The sequence below is a fragment of the Delftia sp. SD018 genome (assembly GCF_017355445.1).
Classification (GTDB): domain Bacteria; phylum Pseudomonadota; class Gammaproteobacteria; order Burkholderiales; family Burkholderiaceae_C; genus Comamonas; species Comamonas acidovorans.
The window spans coordinates 110,967-133,238 of the sequence record NZ_JADDRN010000004.1 but is presented as its reverse complement, the minus strand read 5'-3'; the positions used below and the strand labels follow the sequence as shown (position 1 = coordinate 133,238).

General features: G+C 68.8%; 16 protein-coding genes. 9 read left to right on the top strand and 7 right to left on the bottom strand.

The window, feature by feature from the left end:
• Window positions 1-315 precede the first annotated feature (315 nt).
• Window positions 316-1,230 (bottom strand): LysR family transcriptional regulator, encoded by a 915-nt coding sequence (locus INR38_RS06600; RefSeq protein ID WP_012206938.1) that lies wholly within the window; start codon window positions 1,228-1,230, stop codon window positions 316-318.
• A gap of 175 nt (window positions 1,231-1,405) precedes the next feature.
• Here INR38_RS06600 and INR38_RS06595 point away from each other — a divergent pair, with 175 nt between their 5' ends.
• From INR38_RS06595 to INR38_RS06580, 4 genes are all read left to right on the top strand, one after another.
• Window positions 1,406-2,266, top strand: a complete 861-nt coding sequence (locus tag INR38_RS06595) for an alpha/beta hydrolase (protein ID WP_043819199.1) — start codon at window positions 1,406-1,408, stop codon at window positions 2,264-2,266.
• 113 nt (window positions 2,267-2,379) lie between these two features.
• Window positions 2,380-3,654, top strand: coding sequence for an efflux RND transporter periplasmic adaptor subunit (locus INR38_RS06590; RefSeq protein WP_207441906.1), 1,275 nt, complete (start codon window positions 2,380-2,382; stop codon window positions 3,652-3,654).
• Between the two features lie 86 nt (window positions 3,655-3,740).
• Entirely contained in the window at window positions 3,741-6,992 is a 3,252-nt protein-coding gene (locus tag INR38_RS06585; protein ID WP_207441905.1) for an efflux RND transporter permease subunit, read from the top strand.
• A 28-nt stretch (window positions 6,993-7,020) separates the two neighbouring features.
• Entirely contained in the window at window positions 7,021-8,478 is a 1,458-nt protein-coding gene (locus INR38_RS06580; protein ID WP_207441904.1) for an efflux transporter outer membrane subunit, read from the top strand.
• A gap of 7 nt (window positions 8,479-8,485) precedes the next feature.
• Here INR38_RS06580 and INR38_RS06575 read toward each other — a convergent pair whose 3' ends face one another.
• The gene (locus INR38_RS06575) at window positions 8,486-9,478 is read right to left on the bottom strand and encodes a LysR substrate-binding domain-containing protein (RefSeq protein ID WP_207441902.1); all 993 of its coding nucleotides are present in this window, start codon (window positions 9,476-9,478) and stop codon (window positions 8,486-8,488) included.
• 140 nt (window positions 9,479-9,618) lie between these two features.
• Here INR38_RS06575 and INR38_RS06570 point away from each other — a divergent pair, with 140 nt between their 5' ends.
• Window positions 9,619-10,842: a M20 aminoacylase family protein gene (locus INR38_RS06570; RefSeq protein ID WP_207441900.1), complete on the top strand. Its 1,224-nt coding sequence runs from the start codon at window positions 9,619-9,621 to the stop codon at window positions 10,840-10,842.
• Between the two features lie 52 nt (window positions 10,843-10,894).
• Window positions 10,895-11,899 (top strand): tripartite tricarboxylate transporter substrate-binding protein, encoded by a 1,005-nt coding sequence (locus INR38_RS06565; protein WP_207441898.1) that lies wholly within the window; start codon window positions 10,895-10,897, stop codon window positions 11,897-11,899.
• A gap of 43 nt (window positions 11,900-11,942) precedes the next feature.
• Here INR38_RS06565 and mutL read toward each other — a convergent pair whose 3' ends face one another.
• On the bottom strand, window positions 11,943-13,967 hold the full coding sequence (mutL, locus tag INR38_RS06560; RefSeq protein ID WP_207441896.1) for a DNA mismatch repair endonuclease MutL: 2,025 nt from the start codon (window positions 13,965-13,967) through the stop codon (window positions 11,943-11,945).
• Window positions 13,968-14,131: 164 nt separating this feature from the next.
• Window positions 14,132-14,422 carry a glycine zipper 2TM domain-containing protein gene (locus INR38_RS06555; protein WP_013801089.1) on the bottom strand — a complete coding sequence of 97 codons (291 nt, stop codon included), beginning with the start codon at window positions 14,420-14,422 and terminating at the stop codon, window positions 14,132-14,134.
• A 273-nt stretch (window positions 14,423-14,695) separates the two neighbouring features.
• Here INR38_RS06555 and INR38_RS06550 point away from each other — a divergent pair, with 273 nt between their 5' ends.
• Window positions 14,696-15,346, top strand: coding sequence for a DedA family protein (locus INR38_RS06550; RefSeq protein ID WP_043782650.1), 651 nt, complete (start codon window positions 14,696-14,698; stop codon window positions 15,344-15,346).
• 73 nt (window positions 15,347-15,419) lie between these two features.
• On the opposite strand, the gene INR38_RS06545 is transcribed toward INR38_RS06550, so the two are convergent.
• The 3 genes from INR38_RS06545 to tsaE form a co-directional block, all read right to left on the bottom strand.
• On the bottom strand, window positions 15,420-15,644 hold the full coding sequence (locus INR38_RS06545; RefSeq protein WP_012206927.1) for a glycine zipper 2TM domain-containing protein: 225 nt from the start codon (window positions 15,642-15,644) through the stop codon (window positions 15,420-15,422).
• Between the two features lie 207 nt (window positions 15,645-15,851).
• The gene (locus INR38_RS06540; RefSeq protein WP_207441894.1) at window positions 15,852-17,351 is read right to left on the bottom strand and encodes an N-acetylmuramoyl-L-alanine amidase; all 1,500 of its coding nucleotides are present in this window, start codon (window positions 17,349-17,351) and stop codon (window positions 15,852-15,854) included.
• A complete protein-coding gene (gene tsaE, locus INR38_RS06535) occupies window positions 17,348-17,875 on the bottom strand; it encodes a tRNA (adenosine(37)-N6)-threonylcarbamoyltransferase complex ATPase subunit type 1 TsaE (RefSeq protein ID WP_207441892.1) in 528 nt (175 codons plus the stop codon). The genes INR38_RS06540 and tsaE overlap by 4 nt, the downstream gene beginning before the upstream one ends.
• A gap of 12 nt (window positions 17,876-17,887) precedes the next feature.
• On the opposite strand from tsaE, the gene queG reads away from it, so the two are divergent.
• Window positions 17,888-18,943 (top strand): tRNA epoxyqueuosine(34) reductase QueG, encoded by a 1,056-nt coding sequence (gene queG, locus INR38_RS06530; RefSeq protein WP_012206924.1) that lies wholly within the window; start codon window positions 17,888-17,890, stop codon window positions 18,941-18,943.
• Window positions 18,944-19,058: 115 nt separating this feature from the next.
• Window positions 19,059-22,106, top strand: a complete 3,048-nt coding sequence (locus INR38_RS06525; protein WP_207441888.1) for a diguanylate cyclase — start codon at window positions 19,059-19,061, stop codon at window positions 22,104-22,106.
• The last annotated feature ends 166 nt before the right edge of the window (window positions 22,107-22,272 follow it).

The following is a 22,272-nucleotide window of genomic DNA, read 5'->3' as shown; positions in this document are numbered from 1 at the left end:
GTGAGTGCAAACCAAAATTATGCCAAAAAGTTATGCCGTCATGCATCGTTTTGGTGAGCGGTGCCCGTGCTTGGTGCCTGAATGCCGTTTTTCGGTGCATTTCCAGAGAGGTGCCGACGGTATTTGGTGCATGGGCAGGGCCTGCGTGCCGCAGTGAGCGGGCAGGCTGCGGCCTGGATCAGCCGTATCCAGTGGCGTGCATGGTCATGGCGAATGGGAATGGCTGGCGCCATGCCAGCTGACATGAAGAGTGGCTAGGAAGGCCTTGCAGCCGGACGGGGCTTGGGCCCGCCCGGCCATCCCATCGACGGCCTTTCAGCTGCGCTGCAGCTGGGGATGGCGCGCGAACAGGTCGGCCGCCCAGTCCACGAAGGCCCGCACCTTGGCGCTGAGGTGGCGGTTGGGCGGATAGACCACGTGAATGGGCAGCGGCGGCTGTGTCCATTCGGGCAGCACCTCGACCAGTTCGCCGCTGTCGATCAGCGGCTGGGCAAAGGCCGTGACCAGCTGCGCGATGCCAAAGCCCGCCAGCACGGCGGCCGTGTAGGCATTGCTGTCGTTGGCCGCGATGCGGTAGTTGCCCGCCACCTCGATGGATTCATCGCCCCGCTGGAATTCCAGCGGGTACATGCGCCGCGTATGGCCCGAGAAGAAGGCGACGATCTGGTGCTTCGTATCCAGCTCGGAAGGGTGCTGGGGCACGCCGTGGCGCGCCAGGTAGGCGGGCGAGGCCACGGTGACCCAGTTCATCGAGCCGATGCGCCGCGCCACCAGGGACTGGTCGCTGAGCTCGCCCCCGCGGATCACGCAGTCCACGTTGTCGCTGATCAGGTCCACCAGGCGGTCGCCCACGCCCAGGTCGATCTGTATGTCGGGGTAGCGTTCGCAGAATTCGGTCAGCGCCGGAATGATGATCAGCCGGGCCATGGAGCTGCCCACGTCCAGCCGCAGTCGCCCGCTGGGCGCGGTCTGGGTGTTGACCATGCTGGCTTCGAGATCGTCGAAGTCGTTGAGCAGGCGTGCCGCGCGTTCGTAGTAGGCCGCGCCATCGGGCGTGACGGTGACGCGCCGCGTCGTGCGGTTGAGCAGCTTGACGCGCACGCGCGCCTCCAGCGCCTGTATCTGTTTGGTGACCGTGCCCTTGGGCAGGTCGAGCGAATCGGCGGCGCGGGTGAAGTTGCCGGCTTCCACCACGCGAACGAAGACACGCATGGCCTGGATCTGGTCCATGGAAAGTTGCTCCTGCAGCGCCCGGCAAGGGAATGCCGGCTCAGCGGAATTCTCACATGCGCGGTATCGGGCGATTGTTCGTGAAACGGAAACAGAGCGATGGCTGCGTTGCTATTTCAGACATGGCCGGCGCCGCCTATATTCCAACCATCGACCATTGCCGCAGGTTCGCGCCATGTCCACTTCCCCGTCGCTTCCGAACGGCCCCGCCGCCGGGGCGCAGATTGCCGAAACAGAATTCTCCATCGAGCTGCCCGAGCACGGCACCGTGGCTGCGCGCGCCTATGGCCAGCGCAGGCCCGGCACGGTCTCGCCGCTGGTGCTGCATTTCCATGGCGGCACCTTTGTCTGCGGCACGCTGGACAACGGGCGCTACATCGGCCGGCTGCTGGCCGAGGCGGGCGCCGTCGTGGTGTCGCTGGCCTACCCGCTGGCGCCCGAGCATCCGTTTCCCCAGCCCATCGAGGTGGGCTACGCCGTGCTGCAGTGGCTGTACAAGCACCGCGTGAAGATGGCGGGCAAGGGCGCACCGCTGTTCCTCGCGGGTGAAGAAGCCGGCGGCAACCTGGCCGCTGCCGTGGCCGTGATCTCGCGCGACCGGGGCCATCCGCCGCTGGCGGGCCAGATCCTGGTGTCGCCCATGCTCGATCCCTGCACCGGCACCGCCTCGCAGCGCGAGGCAACGCCCGAGGCCGGCGAATGCCGCTGGGCCACGGGCTGGCGCGAGTACCTGAGCTGCCCCAAGGACGCCATGCATCCCTATGCCGTGCCCGGCAGCTCGCTGCGCCTGGCCCAGCTGCCGCCGGCCCTGGTGCTGGTGGGTGGTGACGACCCGCTGCGCGATGAGGCCCAGGCCTATGCGGCCCGCCTGCGCGCGGCCGGGGTGACAGCCAGTAGCCATGTGCTGCCCAGCGCGTCGAACTGGCCGCAGGCCCTGTCCGAGGCCGAGGCCTGTACGGCCTGCAGCGCCGCCGTGTCCCAGCATGTGCATGACTTCTTCGAGGCCACCATGAACAAGCCCGCAGCACCGGGCTAGGCCCCGCGCCGCCGCAGCCGGCGACACCTGCTGCCCCGTTTTCCCCTTCCGCCTTCCCGGCGCGTTCAGGCGCCGGGCGGGCATCGTGTTCCCTGAATTTCGCAAAAACCACCATGTCCACCGAATCCACCTCATCCTCTTCTTCCGTCTCGGCCCAGCGCAAGGGCTGGAGGCTGCCTGCCGCCGCTGCGGCCATCCTCGCCGTCAGCGCCGGCCTGTTCGGCCTGCATGGCTTCGATGCCAAGGCCGATGACGCGCCCGCCAGCGCCCAGCCCGCCGCCACGCCCGTGTCCGTGGCCACGGTCGCCGAAAGCGAGGTCACCGCCTGGGACGAGTTCTCGGGCCGCCTTGAAGCCGTGGAGCGCGTGGACATCCGCTCGCGCGTGGCCGGCGCCGTGCAGGCCGTGCACTTTCGCGAGGGCGCGCTGGTCAAGCAGGGCGAGCTGCTGATCACCATCGATCCCGCACCGTATGCGGCCGAGGTCGAGCGTGCCGAAGCGCAGGTGGCCTCGGCCCAGGCACGCCAGTCCTATGCGCGCAGCGAGCAGGAGCGCGCACGCCGCCTGTGGGACGAGCGGGCGATTGCCCAGCGCGAGCTGGACGAGCGCATCAACGCAGGCAGCGAGGCCGAGGCCAATCTGCGCGCGGCCCAGGCATCCCTGCAATCGGCGCGGCTGAACCTGGGCTACACCCAGGTGCGCGCCCCCGTGTCGGGCCGCATCGGCAAGCGCGAGATCACCGTGGGCAACCTGGTGGCCGCAGGCCCGGGCGCGCCGGTGCTGACCACGCTGGTCTCGGTCAGCCCCATCTATGCAAGCTTTGATGCCGATGAGCAGGTCATCACGCGCGCGCTCAAGGAGCTGGGCGGCGGCGCGGGCAACCGCGCCAAGATCGACAGCATTCCCGTGCAGATGGGCACGGCCACGGCCGGCAGCACGCCCTTCGAGGGCCGGCTGCAGCTGATCGACAACCAGGTCGATGCCCGAAGCGGCACGGTGCGCGTGCGCGCCGCCTTCGACAACAAGGACGGCGCCCTCATGCCCGGCCAGTTCGCCCGCATCCGCATGGGCCAGGCGCGCGACAGCAGCATGCTGCTGGTCAGCGAGCGCGCCATCGGCACGGACCAGAGCAAGAAGTACGTGATGGTGGTGGGCGGCGACAACAAGGCCGTGTACCGCGAGGTGGCCCTGGGCGCCTCGGTCAACGGCCTGCGCAACGTGACCCAGGGCCTGCAGCCCGGCGAGCGCGTGGTCGTCAACGGCCTGCAGCACATCCGCCCCGGCGCCCTGGTCGCGCCCAAGGAGGTGTCCATGGATGCGCGGGCCGATGCCCGCCAGCCGGGCACCCGGCAGGCAGCCGAACAAGTGGCTGACGCAACCAAGTCCTGATCTAGCCGCACACCTTTCCTGCCTCTGAAATGCCGCCTGACCGCAGGCGGCATGGGCCGCGCTTTGCCGTGGCGGAGCCAAACACCATGAACCTATCCAAATTCTTCATTGACCGGCCGATCTTCGCAGGCGTGCTTTCGCTGCTGATGCTGATCGCCGGCCTGATCGCCATGGGCGGGCTGCCGATCTCGGAATACCCCGAGGTCGCGCCGCCGTCCGTGGTGGTGCGCGCCCAGTACCCGGGCGCCAATCCCAAGGTGATCGCCGAGACCGTGGCCACGCCGCTGGAAGAGCAGATCAACGGCGTCGAAGGCATGCTCTACATGGGCAGCCAGGCCACCAGCGACGGCGTGATGACGCTGACCGTCACCTTCCGCCTGGGTACCGACCCCGACAAGGCGCAGCAGATGGTGCAAAACCGCGTCTCGCAGGCCGAGCCGCGCCTGCCGGAAGAGGTGCGCCGCCTGGGCATCACCACGGTCAAGAGCGCACCCGACCTGACCATGGTGGTGCACCTGGTCTCGCCCAACCAGCGCTATGACATCAACTACCTGCGCAACTACGCGGTGCTGAACGTGAAGGACCCGCTGGCGCGCATCGAGGGCGTGGGTCAGATCCAGATCTTCGGCGGTGGCGACTACGCCATGCGCGTGTGGCTGGACCCGCAGAAGGTGGCGCAGCGCGGCCTGTCGGCCAGCGATGTGGTGGCTGCCATCCGCGGCCAGAACGTGCAGGCTGCGGCCGGCGTGGTCGGCGCCTCGCCGGGGCTGCCGGGCGTGGACATGCAACTGTCCATCAACGCCCAGGGCCGCCTGCAAAGCGAGGAGGACTTCGGCGACATCATCGTCAAGAGCGGCTCCGACGGCGCCGTGACCCGCCTGCGCGACATCGGCCGCCTGGAGATGGGCGCGGCCGACTATTCGCTGCGCTCGCTGCTGAACAACGACCCGGCCGTGGGCATGGGCGTGTTCCAGGCGCCGGGCTCCAATGCGCTGGAGATCTCGGCCAACGTGCGCAAGACCATGGAGGCCCTGAACAAGAACATGCCCGAGGGCCTGGAATACCGCATCGCCTACGACCCCACGCAGTTCGTGCGCGCCTCCATCGAATCGGTGGTGCACACGCTGCTGGAGGCCATCGTGCTCGTGGTGCTGGTGGTGATCCTGTTCCTGCAGACCTGGCGCGCCTCCATCATCCCGCTGCTGGCCGTGCCGGTGTCGGTGATCGGCACCTTCGCCGTGCTGCATCTGCTGGGCTTTTCCATCAACGCGCTGAGCCTGTTCGGCCTGGTGCTGGCCATCGGCATCGTGGTGGATGACGCCATCGTCGTGGTCGAGAACGTGGAGCGCAACATCGAGGCGGGTCTCACGCCGCGCAACGCCACCTACCGCGCCATGCGCGAGGTGTCCGGGCCCATCATCGCCATCGCCCTGGTGCTGGTGGCGGTGTTCGTTCCGCTGGCCTTCATCAGCGGCCTCACGGGCCAGTTCTACAAGCAGTTCGCGGTGACCATCGCCATCTCCACGGTGATCTCGGCCATCAACTCGCTGACCCTGTCGCCCGCGCTGGCGGCCCTGCTGCTGCGCGGGCACGATGCGCCCAAGGACGCGCTGACGCGCGGCATGGACCGGGCCTTCGGCTGGCTGTTCCGCGGCTTCAACCGCATGTTCCACCGGGGCTCCGAGGCCTACAGCGGCGGCGTGGGCCGCGTGATCTCGCGCAAGGCGCTGATGCTGGCCATCTACCTGGCGCTGATCGCCGTGACCTTCGGCCTGTTCAAGGCCGTGCCTTCGGGCTTCGTGCCCGCGCAGGACAAGCAGTACCTGATCGGCTTTGCCCAACTGCCCGACGGTGCCACGCTGGACCGCACGGACGAGGTGATCCGCCGCATGGGCGAGATCATGAAGGACAACCCCAACGTGGAGGACACCATCGCCTTCCCGGGCCTGTCCATCAACGGCTTCACCAACAGCTCCAACTCGGGCATCGTCTTCGCCACGCTCAAGCCCTTTGACGAGCGCAAGCGCGCCGACCAGAGCGGCGGCGCCGTGGCCGGCCAGCTGAACCAGGCCTTCGCAGGCATCCAGGACGCCTTCATCGTCATGTTCCCGCCGCCACCCGTGGCGGGCCTGGGCACGACGGGCGGCTTCAAGCTGCAGCTGGAAGACCGCGCCTCCCTGGGCTATGACCAGATGGACGCGGCCGTGAAGGCCTTCATGGCCAAGGCCTACCAGACGCCCGAGCTGACCGGCATGTTCACCAGCTGGCAGGTCAACGTGCCCCAGCTGTATGCCGACATCGACCGCACCAAGGCGCGCCAGCTCGGCGTGCCGGTGACGGACATCTTCGACACCATGCAGATCTACCTGGGCAGCCTGTATGCGAACGACTTCAACAAGTTCGGCCGCACCTACAGCGTCCGCGTGCAGGCCGACGCGCCCTACCGCGCGCGTGCCGAGGACGTGGGCATGCTCAAGGTGCGCTCCAGTTCGGGCGAGATGATTCCGCTGTCGGCGCTGATGAAGGTGGACTCCAGCTTCGGCCCCGAGCGCGCCATGCGCTACAACGGCTACCTCACGGCCGACATCAACGGCGGTGCCGCACCGGGCTTCTCTTCGGGCCAGGCGCAGGACGCCATCAAGCGCATCGCGGCCGAGACCCTGCCCAAGGGCATCGATTTCGAATGGACCGACCTGACCTACCAGGAAATCCTGGCCGGCAATTCGGCGGTGATCGTGTTCCCGCTGGCCCTGCTGCTGGTCTTCCTGGTGCTGGCCGCGCAGTACGAGAGCCTGACCCTGCCGATTGCCATCATCCTGATCGTTCCCATGGGCCTGCTGGCGGCCATGACCGGCGTGTGGCTGTCGGGTGGCGACAGCAATGTCTTCACGCAGATCGGGCTCATCGTGCTGGTGGGGCTGAGTGCGAAGAACGCCATCCTGATCGTGGAGTTCGCACGGGAGCTGGAGTTCGAGGGCCGCACGCCCATACAGGCTGCCATCGAGGCCAGCCGGCTGCGCCTGCGCCCCATCCTGATGACCTCGCTGGCCTTCGTCATGGGCGTGCTGCCCCTGGTGCTGTCCACGGGCGCCGGCTCGGAAATGCGCCGTGCCATGGGCGTGGCCGTGTTCTCGGGAATGATCGGGGTGACGGCCTTCGGCCTGTTCCTGACGCCCGTGTTCTACGTGCTGATGCGCCGCCTGGCAGGCAACCGGCCGCTCAAGCAGCATGGTCCAGAGATGGAGGAAGAGGCCTCTGCACACGCACCCGTCCACGGCCATGCCTCGGGTGGCGGCGCGCTGCCCATGCCCTCTGCTGCGCGTGGCGAGCATGAATGAGCCCACACCACAAGAACAGGAACCGATCATGAAGATCCCATCGCTTTCGAAACTGTCCAGGCGTCTGCTGCCCCTGGTGGCGGCGCTGGCCCTGGCCGGCTGCGCCAGCGTGTCCCAGAGCCTGCCCGAGCTGCCGGCGGCCCCCGCCTTCAAGGAGCAGGGCGCCGCGCCACAGGCGGGCTGGACCCAGGCCCTGCCCGCCGAAGCCCAGGCACGCGGCCAATGGTGGCTGGCCTTTGCCGACCCGGCGCTGAACGCGCTGGTGGACAAGGCCACGCTGGACAACCAGGGCATCCAGGCTGCGGCCGCACGCCTGGCCGAGGCCCGCGCCCTGGCGCGCAGCGCCAATGCCGAGCGCCTGCCCCAACTGGGCCTGGGCGCAGGGGCCACGCGCGGCGCGGGGCTGGACAAGGCCTCGGGCACGCGGCCTGCCACCCTGGTCAATGCGGGACTGAACCTGTCGTATGAGGTCGATCTGTTCGGCCGCATTTCCCAGGCGGCCGACGCATCGCGGCTGGACGCCGAGGGCCGCGAGGCCCTGCTGCAAAGCACGCGGCTGGCCGTGCAGGCCGAGGTCGCGCAGACCTATCTGCAGCTGCGCGCACTGGACGCCGAGCGCGCCCTGATGCGCGAGACCGTGGAGGCCTACCGCGATACGCTGCGCCTGTCGGAGCGAAGGCTGCAGGCCGGCGACATTGCCGAGCTGGACGTGGCGCGCATCCAGGCCGAGCTGTCGGCCACCGAATCGGATGCGCTGGCGCTGGACCGCCAGCGCGCCCAGGTCGAGCATGCGCTGGCCGTGCTGGTGGGTGACTCGGCCTCGCGCTTCGGCCTGGGCGAAGGCGCCTGGACCACGGCTCTGCCCTCCATCCCAGCCGGCGTGCCGGCCACGGTGCTCATGCGCCGGCCCGACATCTCGGCTGCGCAGCGCGCCGTGTTCGCCGCGCAGTCGCGCGTGGGCGTGGCGAAGACGGCATGGTTCCCCAGCATCTCGCTGACCGGCGCGGCCGGCCATGCCTCGCCCGAGGTGGGTGACCTGTTCAAGTGGTCCATGCGCTCCTGGGGCGTGGGCGCCCTGCTGTCGCTGCCGCTGTTCGACGGCGGCCGGCGCGAGGCCGGCGTGCAGGCCGCAGGCGCGCAGCTCGACGCCGCGCTGGCCGCCTACCGCCAGCAGGCGCTGGTGGCCTTCCAGGAGGTGGAGGACCAGCTGTCGTCCATCCGCATCCTGCAGGAGCAGTCCACCGTGCAGGGCCAGGCCGTGGTGGCCGCCAAGCGTGCCACCAGCCTTTCGGACACGCGCTACCGCAATGGCTACGTCAGCCAGCTTGACCTGCTGGATGCGCGCCGCAGCGAACTGCGCAACCGCCGCCAGGCGCTGCAGGTGAAATCCGCTCAGTACCAGGCCGCCGTGGGCCTGATCCGGGCGCTGGGCGGGGGCTGGGATGTGCCGGCTGACGTGCCGGTGGCCCAGGCCGCGCTGCGCTGAGGCACCCTCAGGCCAGCACGTCGATGGAGCGGAACACGCGCTGCAGCACCGAGTCCGGGCTGTGGCGGCAGGCGTGGACCTGCTCCATGAGGTGGTGCACGAAGCGCTCGGCCACCCAGGGCAGGGGGCCGTGGCCGCGCTGGACCACGCCCACCGTGTGGGGCTCGAACTGCTCGCGCAGAGACAGCGGCACCAGGGTGCCCTGGGGTACGCCCGATTCGATCAGCGGCCAGGGGCACAACGAGAGCATGTCGCTGTGCGCGATCAGGTGCAGCAGCAGCGATGCCGAATGCACCAGGTGGATGTGGCCCACGGGCACGGGCAGGCCGTGGCGCAGGAACAGGCGCCGCACCAGGTCGTCTTCTTCAGGCGGCGTGTAGTTGAGCAGCCAGTCGCAGTCCATCAGCTCGGCCAGCGAACGGGCGCCTGCCAGCGGGTGGCCGGTGCGGGCCACGACGGTGGTGTCATAGCGGAACAGCGGCGTGCCATGCAGGTCGCCGCCCGAGGGGCCCGAGGGCACGCGGTCGATCAGCAGGTCCAGCGTGCCTTCGCGCAGGCGCGGATGGGCCACGGCCGACAGGCCCTCGAACAGTTCCAGCCGCACCTGGGGCAGTTCGGCGCGGAAGGCGCGCAGCACATGGGGCAGCAGGCTCTGGCCCACCCAGGGCGTCACGCCCACGGACAGGCGCGCCACGGCGCAGGTGTCGCGCAGGCGGGCCATTTCATCCTCGGCCTGGGCCATCTGCCCGGTGATCAGCTGGGCGTGGCGCAGCAGCGTGCGCCCGGCCGGCGTGAGGACGATGCCGCTGCTCTGGCGCTCGAACAGCGCAAGGCGGTGGCCTTCCTCCAGTTCGCGCAGGGCCTGGGTGATGGCCGACTGCGTGATGCCCAGCGCGCGTGACGCGGCGCGCACGCTGCCGCAGCCGGCCACGGCGACGAGGTAGCGCATCTGGTGCAGCTTCATTGCGGGGCCGGCATCGGGGTGGGGCTGGGAATGCATGGGCCGATCTTGCAGGTTTCATACCATGTGTGCCATGCCCGTGATTGGCGCGTGCAGGTGTTCGGGGATGACAGGCAATGCCTGGCAGGGCAGGCGCTGGCGGTCTTCCTCCCGCTGCCCACGCTTCCTAGACTGCGGGCATGAACATTGAACCGCCCGTTTCCACCACGGCCGAAGCCGCGGATCCGGTGCTTGCCGGCATACGCGCCACGCAGGCCGAGATGGTGGCCCTGCGCCATCACCTGCATGCCCATCCCGAGCTGGCCTTCGAGGAGTTCGCCACCAGCGACTTGGTGGCCGAGCGCCTGGCCTCCTGGGGCTATGAAGTGCACCGGGGCCTGGGGGGCACGGGCGTGGTCGGCACGCTGCGCTGCGGTACGGGCACGCGCCGGCTGGGCCTGCGCGCCGACATGGACGCGCTGCCCATCCACGAGCAGACCGGCCTGCCATATGCCAGCCGCCACGCGGGACGCATGCACGCCTGCGGGCATGACGGCCATACCGCCATCCTGCTGGCCGCCGCGCGCGAGCTGGCCCAGGCGCGCGGCTTCGACGGCACGCTGAACCTGATCTTCCAGCCTGCCGAGGAGGGCCTGGGCGGGGGCCGCAAGATGGTGGAGGACGGCCTGTTCGATCTGTTCCCCTGCGATGCCATCTTTGCGCTGCACAACATGCCGGGCTTTGCCGAGGGGCAGTTCGGCTTTCGCGAGGGCTCGTTCATGGCTTCGTCGGACACGGTGATCATCACCGTGCGCGGCAAGGGCGGCCATGGCTCGGCCCCCCATCTGTCGGCCGACCCGGTGGTGGCGGCGGCCCACCTGGTGCTGGCGCTGCAGACCGTGGTCTCGCGCAATGTCGATCCGCGTGACATGGCCGTGGTCAGCGTGGGCGCCATCCATGGCGGCGATGCGCCCAACGTGATCCCTGGCGAGGTGGAGCTGCGCCTGTCCGTGCGCGCCTACCGGCCCGAGGTGCGTGCCCTGCTGCGCGAACGCATCACCGCGCTGGCCCATGCCCAGGCCGCCACGCTGGGGGCCGAGGCCGTGGTGGACTACCGCTGGCGCTATCCGGCCCTGGTCAACGACACGGCCAGCACGGTCTTCGCCCGCGAGGTGGCGCGCGACTGGCTGGGCGAGCAGGCGCTGATCCCCGACCTGCAGCCACTGACGGGCAGCGAGGACTTCTCCTTCATGCTCGAACAATGCCCGGGCAGCTATCTGATCGTGGGCAACGGCGTGGGCGACACGCATGGCACGGGCGGCTGCATGGTCCACAACCCCGGCTACGACTTCAACGACCGCATCCTGCCGCTGGCAGCCACCTACTGGGTGAAGCTGGCCCGGCGTTTTCTGTCCGCCGCCTGAGGCGCCGCGCCCGCACCGGATTCCTTTCACGACTTCACCTGCGATTGCCACCATGCGCACTGCATTTCCTCTCTCCTCCGAGGCCCGCCAGGTCCTGAGCCGCCGCAGTCTTCTGGGCGCCGCCGCGCTGGGGCTGGCCTTGCCGGCTGCTGCACAGGTCGGCTTTCCTGCCAAGCCCTTGAAGCTGGTCGTCGGATACCCGGCCGGTGGTTCGGTGGACCTGGCCGCCCGCGTGGTGGGCGATGCGCTGGCCGCGCGGCTGCGCGGCACGGTGGTGGTGGACAACGTGGGCGGGGCGGCGGGTGCCATTGCGGCCCAGCGCGTGGCCTCGGCACCGGCCGATGGCTACACGCTGCTGATGGGGGCCAGCAACGAGCTGGTGGCCACGCGCATCGTCAACCCCGCGCAGCGCTACGACGGCCGCCGCGATTTCACGCCGCTGGGCCTGGTGGCCACCGGCCCGCTGATCCTGGCCGCACGCCCGGGCCTGGGCGTGAAGAGCATGGCCGACTTGCTGGAGCTGGCGCGCCGCCAGCCCGGCAAGCTCAGCTACGGCAGCTCGGGCGTGGGGTCGACCCTGCATTTCGCGGGAGAGCTGTTCAAGCAGCGCGCCGGTGTTTCCATCACCCATGTGCCCTACCGCGGCGTGGCGCCGTTGACCAGCGACCTGGCGGGCGGCAGCCTGGACCTGGCCATGCTCTCGCCCACGGCGGCGCAACCGTTTTTGCAGAGCGGGCGCATCGTGCCGCTGGCGGTCACCAGCGCGCAGCGCCTGTCCGCCTTGCCCCAGGTTCCGGCCATGGCCGAGCTGGCGCCGCTGCGCGGTTATGAATTGGTGGGCTGGTTTGCGCTGATGGCGCCGCGCGGGCTGCCCGCCGCCACCGCGCAGCGCATCACGGCGGCCCTGCAGGAGGCGCTGGCCGAGCCCGCCGTGCGCAAGCGCCTGGAAGATGCAGGCATGGTGCCCGCCTCGGGCCGCGAGGACCTGGCGCACCTGATCGCCGAGGAAGACCGCAAATACGAGCAGCTGGCGGCCTTCGCGAACATGCGCGACTGACGGCGTTGACGGTGTAGACGGTGCTGGCGGCAGCCGGGCAGGTTCAGCGACCGCGCAGGAACAGCGCGTCCAATTCCTTCATGCTCATCTGCCGCCAGGTGGGGCGGCCGTGGTTGCATTGGTCGGAGCGCTCGGTGACTTCCATCTGGCGCAGCAGGGCGTTCATCTCGTCCAGCGTCAGGCGGCGGTTGGCGCGCACGGCGCCGTGGCAGGCCATGGTGGCCAGGATCTCATTGCGCGCGCGCTGCACCACGGTGCTGGCGTCGTGCTGGGCCAGCTCGGCCAGCACGCTGCGCGCCAGCTCCACGGCATCGCCCTGGGCCAGGGTGGCGGGCACGGCACGCACGGCCAGCGTCTTGGGCGAGAAGGGGGAAACCTCCATGCCCAGGGCCTGCAGCGTGTCGCCATGGGCCTCGGCCGTGGCCACCTCCTCGGGCGTGGCGGCGAAGGTGGCGGGAATCAGCAGCGGCTGGCTGGGGATCTGCTCTGCCGCGTTGACGGCATTCTTGAGCTGCTCGTAGACGATGCGCTCGTGCGCCGCATGCATGTCCACCACGACCATGCCCTGGGCGTTCTCGGCCAGGATGTACACGCCGTGGATCTGGGCGACGGCGCGGCCCAGGGGCCAGATGGTTTCTTCGGCAGCGGCAGGGGTGTCCGCTGCCGGGGGCGTGAAGTTCGCAGGTGAAGGCTCGGTGACGGTGACTGGCTGTGGCTGTGCAGCGGGTGCATAGCTGGCGGGCACATCGCCGGCAGGCCATTGCACGCCGGGCGTGTCCACCGCGACTTCGGCGGCACCGGCAGTCTGCATGGCCGTCTGGGCAGGAAGCGCCACGGGGGCCGGCGCGGGTTCACGCATGGGTGCCCACAGGCCCGCCATGTTGCTGACCTTGTGGCCGCCCTGTTCATCGCCAAAGCTCATGCGCGCCTGGGGCCAGGCGGGAGCCGCCACCTTGGGCGCGGTGGCCGGTGCGGCAGGGGCCAGCTCCGGGGTGCGGGCGGCTTCCTCGGCGGCAGCGGCGGCGGCGGCCGCCGCGCGCGGGGCGGCCAGCGCGTTCTCTATGGCGTGGCGCACGGCCTGGTGCACCTCGCGGCTGTCGCGAAAGCGCACCTCGATCTTGGTGGGGTGCACGTTCACGTCCACGCGCGCAGGATCGATCTCCACATACAGCGCATAGACAGGCTGCTTGTGGCCGTGCAGCACATCCTCGTAGGCGCTGCGCGAGGCGTGGGTCAGCACCTTGTCGCGCACGAAGCGGCCATTGACGTAGCAGAACTGGTGGTCGGGCCGGGAGCGCGCCGCATCGGGAATGCCCGCGCGGCCCGTGACGTGAACGGCGCCCGACCAGTGCTCCACCGTCACGGAGTTCTGCACGAAGGCGTCGCCCAGCACATCGCCCAGGCGGCGCGCAAGGGCTTCATCCGACATGCTGCCGGCGGCACGCCACTGCTCGACCAGCTTGCCTTCGTGCCAGATGGCAAAGCCCACGTCGGGCCGGGCCAGCGCATGGCGGCGCACGGACTCGATGCAGTGGGCCAGCTCCGTGGCGTCGCTCTTGAGGAATTTGCGGCGGGCCGGCGTGGAGAAGAACAGCTCCTTGACCTCGACCGTCGTGCCCTGGTTGCGGGCGGCGGGGCGCAGCTCGCCGCTGCGCGCATCGAGCAGATAGGCCGAGTCCTGGCCCGCAGGGCGCGAGAGGATGGATGCCTCGGACACCGAGCAGATGGCCGCCAGCGCCTCGCCGCGAAAGCCCATGGTGGCCACGGTCTCCAGGTCGTGCAGATCGGTGATCTTGCTGGTGGCATGGCGGCGCAATGCCACGGGCAGCTCATCGCGCGGGATGCCGCCGCCGTCGTCCTCCACCGAGATCAGCCGCACGCCGCCGGCCAGCAGCCGCACGTTGATCTGGCGGGCGCCCGCATCCAGTGCGTTGTCCACGAGTTCGCGCACCACCGAGGCAGGGCGCTCGACGACTTCGCCGGCCGCGATCTGGCTGATCAGCTCGTCGGGCAGGTCGCGGATGGGGCGGCGGGGGAGGGTGTCGGAGGAGGGGATGGATGCGTTCACGAGGCAATTCTAGGGGCTCGCATCCACCGCTTGCGGGCTGTGGGAATGGGGTGTGCGGCGCCGGCGCCCGCAAAAAAAAGGAGCCGCGAAAGCGGCTCCAAGAGGCGTCCCCGGCAACAAAGGCCGGAGCCGGGGGCACTCTTTGAATGAGGGTGGCCGCAGGGTCAGCGGCGGCGGCCTGCGCGGTCGCTGTTGCTGCCCATCTGGTTGCCGACCAGCGCACCGGCCGCGGCGCCGCCCACGGTGCCCAGCGTGGTGCCGAACAGCGCGCTGCCCAGCACGCCACCGGCCACGGCGCCCACGCCCGTGCCCAGTTGCGCATTGTTGGGGCGGTGGGCGCAGCCGCCCATCGCGAGCGCGCCGGTCAGCAGGGCGGCGATGGCCAGGGTGCGGCCCATCGTGGAGCCGGACTGGCGTTCGGACTTGTGCGCGAAAGTGCGAAGGGTCTTGTTCATGGCTTGCTTCCTTGTGTCTTGGCGATGGTGGTGAGGCCGGGCCGGCATTGCCGACGGCATGGAAGCACTTTGCCTGCAAAAAGCTGACGCATTCATGAGTTTTTCGTAGAGTTTTATCAAGTTGTGTAACAAAACAAGCTTGATTTCAAGCATTTGTAGATTCCTGCAAGCGCCGGTATGTGCGATGGCGTGACCGGCTCCGGCTCGGCCGTGGGGGCATGTCGGCGAAGTACAGTACGGGCCGGTGCGGCGCCCGCCGCGGAGGACTCTCTTTTGGAAATCATTCAGTTCCTGATCGACTTCATCCTGCACATCGACAAGCATCTGGAGGCCTTTGTCGTGGCCTATGGACCCTGGGTGTATGCGCTGCTGTTTCTCATCGTCTTCGTGGAGACGGGCGTGGTGGTCATGCCCTTTCTGCCCGGCGACTCGCTGCTGTTCATCGTCGGCGCGCTGTGCGGCGTCGGCCTCATGGACTATTCGATCGCCTGCACCGTGCTGCTGGTGGCGGCCGTGCTGGGCGACCAGTGCAACTACACCATCGGCCGCTACATAGGGCCCAAGGTGTTCCAGTGGGAGGACTCGCGCTGGTTCAACCGCCGCGCCTTCGACCAGGCCCACGCGTTCTACGAGCGCTATGGCGGCATCACCATCGTGCTGGCCCGCTTCATGCCGTTCATCCGCACCTTTGCGCCCTTCGTGGCCGGGGTGGCCGCGATGAACCGGGGCAAGTTCACTGCCTTCAATGTGGGCGGGGCGATTGTCTGGGTGTTCGGCATCAGCGCAGCCGGCTATTTCTTCGGCAACCTGCCCTGGGTGCGCGAGAACCTGGAGAAGATCATCTGGGGCCTGATCCTGGTGCCGGGCCTGATCGCCATCTTTGGCGCCTGGCGCGCGGGGCGCGCGCCCAAGACGGCCGCCTGAGCTTTCAGCGCATAGAAAAAACCCCTTGCACCTTCATGGCGCAAGGGGTTTTTTCATGGAGCGGGAGTGGGGATCAGCGGCGGTCGTTGCGCTTGCCCACCTCGTTACCGATCAGTGCACCGGCGGCTGCACCGCCCACGGTGCCCAGCGTGCTGCCGAACAGGGCATCCCCCACGACACCACCGGCCACGGCGCCTACGCCGGTACCGATCTGTGCACTGCTGGGATTGGTGGAACAGCCGGCAGAGAACAGGGCAATGGCTGCTGCGGCGGCAATGGAATAAAGGCGTGTCTTCATGTTCATCTCCTGTGATGGCCTGCCTTGTCGCCGTGAGTGGCGTGTGGCGCAAGCACTGTGTGGAACATGTTTGCATGCTCTCATTCAGGGCTTGCGTCAGCGGTAGGAGATCTGCCCGAGCTGCCGCCGGGCGGCTCGGAAGTGTCGCGTCTTTACCGTCCGACAGCGGCTGCGGGCGGCATCGCCCGCGGCCTTCGCCTGGCTCTGTCAGACGGAGCGGCTGCGTGCCAGCGGCGGGTTGTGCGCGAAGTAGTTGCGGATGCCGCGCATCAGCGCGTCGGCCAGTTGCACCTGGTAGGCGCTGCTGCGCAGCCGGGCCTCTTCCTCGGGGTTGCTGATGAAGGCGGTTTCCACCAGCACGCTGGGAATGTCGGGCGCCTTGAGCACGGCAAACCCGGCCTGCTCCACGCGCGGCTTGTGCAGCTTGGCCATGTTGCCGATCTCGCCGAGCAGGGCGCCGCCGAGCTTGAGGCTGTCCTTGATCTGGGCCGTGGTGCTCATGTCCAGCAGCATGCGCTGCACATGCTGGTCCTGCGAGCCCATGTTCAGGCCACCGACGATGTCGGACTGGTTTTCCTTGTTGGCCAGCCAGCGCGCGGCCGTGCTGGAGGCGCCCTTGTCGCTGAGCGCAAAGACACTGGCACCACGCGCGGCCGGCGTGGTGAAGGCGTCGGCGTGGATGCTGATGAACAGGTCGGCCTGCACGCGCCGGGCCTTTTCCACGCGCGTGGCCAGGGGCACGAAGAAGTCGGCATCGCGCGTCATGAAGGCGCGCATGGGGCTGCCGCCGATGCGGGTGTCGTTGATGCGGTCGCGCAGCAGGTGGGCGATCTTGAGCACCACGTCCTTTTCACGCGTGCCGCTGGGGCCGGTGGCGCCGGGGTCCTCGCCGCCGTGGCCGGGGTCCAGCGCCACGATGATGATGCGGTCGGTCTGGCGCGAGGTGGCGATGTTGGGCGCGGCAATGGGGGCAGGGGCCGGAACGGGCGCAGGCGCGGGAGGGCGAGGCGCCGGGGCCGGAGCGGCAGGGGAAGGTGCCTGTGCCACCACGGCGGGCGGTGCAGGCGTCTTGCCGCCGGAGCCGCTGCTGTGCTGGGCGATCAGGTCGCCCAACGGGTCGGGGCCTGGCGCCGTGGAGCCTGAGGGCCGGGGCAGCGGTGGTGGAGGCGGCGGGGGGGCCGATGCCGATGCGACAGCGGTATCGTCGCCGGAGGCATCGCGCAGGCGCTCGCTGATCAGCGCCTCCAGCGGGTCCACGGCCTTGGCGGGGTACAGGTCGAACACCAGCCTGTGCTTGTAGGCCGCCACGGGCTGCAGCGTGAAGACCTGGGGCTTGGCGGGCTGCTTGAGGTCGATGACCAGGCGCACAACGCTGGGCGAGTTCTGGCCCACGCGGATGGAGGCGATGTTGGGATCGTCGGAGCGGACCTTGGCCACCAGTTCACGCAGCGCGGGATTGAGGTCGATGCCCTCGATGTCCACGGCCAGCCGCGGGGGCTGGTCCACGAAGAACTGCTTGGCAGCCAGCGGCCGGTCGGACTCAATGGTCACGCGCGTGTATTCGGGCGCGGGCCAGACGCGCACGGCCACGATGGTGGCGCCGTGCGCGATGTGCTGGCGGCCCAGCAGCAGCACGATGGAGCCCGCCTGCAAAAGATTGCGGCGCGACAGGCCGGACGGATAGGAGGAGGAGTTGGCGTCGCTCATGCCTTGAGTGCTTGGATCACGGCGCGTCCGACGGGCGTGCCGGCGAGCAAGGTCACCTGGCGCTGCGTCTCGTCGATTGCTTCGATATGAATAGCTATATCTGCCGCAGGCGTAAGCGCTGCGGCCTTTTCGGGCCATTCTGCCAGCTTGAGACCGGGGCTGGCGAAAATATCGCGAAATCCTGCATCCTCCCACTCGCGCGGATCATCGAAGCGGTAGAAGTCGAAGTGCCAGATGGCCAGGTCCGGCGCCTCATGCGGCTCCACCACGGCATAGGTGGGGCTTTTGATGCGGCCCTGCACGCCCAGGGCGCGCAGCCAGTGCCGCACCAGCGTGGTCTTGCCTGCGCCCAGGTCGCCGTGCAGCGTGACGTAGGCGTTGCGCATCGCGGGATGGTCTGCAAGCTGCTGCGCAAACCGCTGCGTGTCTTCCTCGCTGCCCCATATCCAGCGACGGCCCGCAGTTTCCGCATCCTGCGGCTGGGCGCTTTCTACAATCGAGGGAGTATGTTGTGCAGCAGTCAATTGGTTCCTTTGATGCAAGGCTGGGCCCGCGAGCTGGGATTTTCCCAAATTGGCGTGGCCGGCGTGGATTTGTCTTCTGCGGAGCCGGGTTTGATGCAGTGGCTGGCCCAAGGGTTCCATGGCGAGATGGACTATATGCAGGCCCACGGCCTGCGCCGCGCCCGGCCTGCCGAGCTGGTGCCGGGCACGGTCAGCGTGATCACGGCGCGCATGGACTACCTGCCGCGCGACACGCCAGCCGATGCGCCGGGCGCCTGGCAAGCGGTGGAGTGGGCGCGGCTGCAGCGGCCCGACGAGGGCATTGTCTCCGTCTATGCCCGGGGGCGCGACTATCACAAGGTGCTGCGCAACCGGCTGCAGAAGCTGGCCGAGCGCATTGCACAGGAAGTCGGCCCCTTCGGGCACCGCGCCTTCACCGATTCCGCGCCCGTGCTGGAGGCCGAGCTGGCCCGGCGCAGCGGCCAGGGCTGGCGCGGCAAGCACACGCTGGTGCTCAATCGCGAAGCGGGCTCCATGTTCTTCCTGGGCGAGATCTATGTGGACCTTGCGCTGGAGCCCACGGCGCCGGTGACCGCGCACTGCGGCAGCTGCGCGGCCTGCATCACGGCCTGCCCCACGGGCGCCATCGTGGCGCCGCACCGGGTGGACGCGCGGCGCTGCATCTCCTATCTGACCATCGAGCATGCGGGCGCCATTCCCGAGGAGCTGCGGCCGCTGATGGCCAATCGCATCTATGGCTGCGACGACTGCCAACTGGCCTGCCCCTGGAACAAGTTCGCCCAGCCCAGCCGCCTGCCCGACTTCGATGCGCGCGAGGCCCTGTCCGGCGGGCAGCTGGTGCACTTCTTTGCCTGGGACGAGCCGACCTTTCTGCGCCTGACCGAAGGCAGTCCCATCCGGCGCATAGGCCATGCGCGCTGGCTGCGCAATGTGGCCGTGGCGCTGGGCAATGCCTGGCGTGAAACCGGCAACGCGGCATTGCAGCAGGCGCTGGCCAGCCGCGCCGAACATCCGGACGCCCTGGTGCGCGAGCACGTGGCCTGGGCGCTGTCGCAAAGATCGGATTGAGCTGATAAGACCAGGGTGCCTGTGTGTGAAACAATTGTTGCGCTCTGTCGGAGTGCCCCCCGGCGGCCTGTTGCGGGCCACTGCCCTTGAAGGCGCGGGGCCTGTGTGACTCAACATGATGTTTGATATGCGCGCAAAGCCTCCCCGCAGCCTGTCCCGCCTGCTGAACGCAGAACCGCTGACCCAGACCACTGTGGCCGTCTGGGTGGGCCTGTGCTGCGTGCTGCTGGCCACGGTGGCGTACTGGACGGTGCTGGTGGACAGCCACCGCACGCAGCGCAGCTTTACCGAGTCCCAGTCCTGGCTGCGGGTGGGGCAAATGTCGCATGCGGTGTCGGTGCAGGTGCAGACCCTGCTGTCCGGCCTGGACTACACCATGCGCGGGCTGGAGTCCGACTTTGCCGATGGCGATGTCGACGGGTTCCGGCGTGCCGTGCAGACCACGTTCGACGCCTACCCGGCCGGCACCTTCCTGCAGATCGCCGTGGCCGACGAGAAAGGGGACATCGTGTACTCCAACCTCCAGCAGGAAGCGGAGACGCGGGCTGCCAAGGTCTCCATTCGGGACCGCGAGCATTTCCAGGTGCATGCCAACCGCGAGAACATGGGCATGTTCATCGGCCGCCCCGTGCAGGGGCGTGTCTCGCACAAATGGACCATACAGCTGAGCCGCGCGCTGTACCGCCAGGGGCAGTTCTCGGGCGTGCTGGTGCTGTCGCTGTCGCCCGAATACATCTCGCGCTATTTCCAGTCCATCTTCGATGGCGCCAACGACGTCATCCTGCTGCTGCGCACCGATGGCGCCTACCTGGCGCGCTCGCAGGGGCAGGAGCAGGTGATGGGCCGCTCGGTCTCCGATGTGCGCGTGGCGCTGTTCGCACCGGCCCTGGAGCGCGGCACCTACGAGGCCGAATCGTCCGTCGATGGCGTGCAGCGCATGTATGCCTGGAGCCGGGTGGAGGGCTATCCGCTGATCGTCAGTGCAGGGCTGGACAAGAAAGCCATCTTCGAGTCGCTGGAGGCATCGCTGGAGCGCGGCCTGCTGCGCAACGGCATAGGCACGGCCGTGCTGCTGCTGGGCATGCTGCTGACGCTGTGGCTGGCGCGCCAGCGCCAGCTCAGCGAGCGCATGCGGCTGCAGGGTGAGCGGCGCTTCGCGCGGCTGGCGCAGGAGGTGCCGGGCGGGCTGTTCCAGTTCCGCATAGGCGCGGATGGACAGTTCCGGTTCCCTTTCACCAGCCCCGGATTCTTCGAACTGCATGGCGCCAAGGCCGATGCCGCCCGGTTTGCCGACCATGAACTGCTCAAGCGGGTCCACCCCGAGGATTTGCCGGCCCTGGCGGCCTCGGTGCAGGCCAGCGTGGGCAGCAAGGGTGTCTGGGAGCACAAGTACCGCGTCTACGGCTCTGCAGGCGAGCTGCGCTGGCTGCATGGTCACGCCCGGCCGCAGCAGGAGGAAGACGGCTCCCTGCTGTGGCATGGCTATGTGCACGATGTGACGCAGGACCAGGCCATGCAGGAATCCATACGCCACAGCGAGGAACGCCTGCGCCTGACCGTGGGCGCCGTGCGCGACGGCCTGTGGCAGTGGGACTGCCGCAGCGGCCATGTGGAATGGGATGCCCGCTGCTACCAGATGCTGGGCTTCGAGGCCGCGCAGTTCCCCATGAACTATGACGCCTTCTGCGCCATGGTCCATCCCTCGGACAGGGCGCGGATGCTGGCGCGGCTGCAGCGCCATGCCGAGGCCGGGGCCGATTTTCGCGTGGAGATGCGGCTGCGCAGCTCGGCCGACAGCTGGCTGTGGGTGGAGTCGCGCGGCGAAATCACCCAGCGCGATGCCGACGGCAAGCCCGTGCGCATGCTGGGCACGCACACCGACATACAGCAGCGCGTGGAGCAGTCCCGGCTCATCAAGGCCTTGCTGGACCGGGGAAGCGCCCTGATCGTCATGGCCGGTCCCCAGCGCGAAATCCTCTATGCCAACGAGCGCGCGGTGCAGACCTTCGAGATCGAGACAGACCGGCTGCCCGGCGGCGTGAACTTTCGCTCCCTGCATGTCAGCGACGAGAGCTCCGAGCGCTTCGGCCAGCTCTACGGACAGCTCAACGCACGCGGCACGGTGCGCACGGAATGGATTTTGCGCATGCCTTCGGGCTCGGGCCACTGGTTCGACATGCAGGGCTCGCTGCTGGACCCCGACGAGGACGACGGCCGCGTCATCTGGACCATGATCGATACCGACGCGCGCCGGCGCGCCGAGACCGCGTTGGCCGAGACCCAGCACCGGCTGGAGGCCATCATCGACCGCTTTCCCGCAGGCATTCTGGTCACCGACGCCCAGGGCCGCCAAGTGCTGGCCGCCAACCGCATGCTGGCGGCCGCGCTGCGGCTGGACATGGCGCCTGCCGCCCTGGTGGGGCTGGGCATGCCGGCGCTGATCCAGCTGCTGCCGCCTTCGGTGGCTGGCGTGCTCAGCGCCGGGCCCGTGGCTGGCCGTTCCCTGCACGCGCTGCCCGACGACCACTATGTGGAGATCGAGGGCATGCAGCTGCGCGACGGTGACCGCTCCATCGGCCACTGCTGGGTCTTCCACGATGCGACGGAGCGGCAGCAGCGCGAATCCCAGCTGGAGACCCTGGCGCTGACCGACGCGCTGACCGGCATTCCCAACCGCCGCGCCTTCATGGAGCGGCTGGCGATGGAGCTGGACCATCTGCGCAGCGGACTGGTGGCGCACTCCACGCTGATCATGCTGGACATAGACCACTTCAAGCAGGTGAACGACGGCTACGGCCACGCGGTGGGCGATATCGTGCTCAAGGAGCTGCTGGCCTCGGTGGCGCAGGAAATGCGCAAGGAAGACATGGTGGGCCGGCTGGGTGGCGAGGAGTTTGCCGTGCTGCTGTCCGACACCGATGCCGAGGTGGGCCTGCGCCGCGCCGAAAGCCTGCGCGAAACCGTTGCCGCGCGCGCCATCGATGCGGGCCTGGCCGGCGACCTGCGCATCACCATCAGCCTGGGCGTGTATGAGCTGCAGCGCAGCGATGCCTCGGCCCAGGGCTGCCTGGAGCGTGCCGACGCCGCGCTGTACTACTCCAAGCGCAACGGCCGCAACCAGTCCACGCTGTGGAGCGAGCGGCTGCCTGCCATCGCGCGCTGATATGCGCTGATCCGGGCTGATCCGGGCTGGTGCGGCGCACAGGCCTAGGAATTCACCCCGGTGAATTTTCAGAATCATCCAATGGCCTGATCGGGCCGCAATCCCGAAAATCCTGGGTTCATGCTGTCGCGTGGACCTGCCGCCTCTTGCCTGGCCCCAACACTCG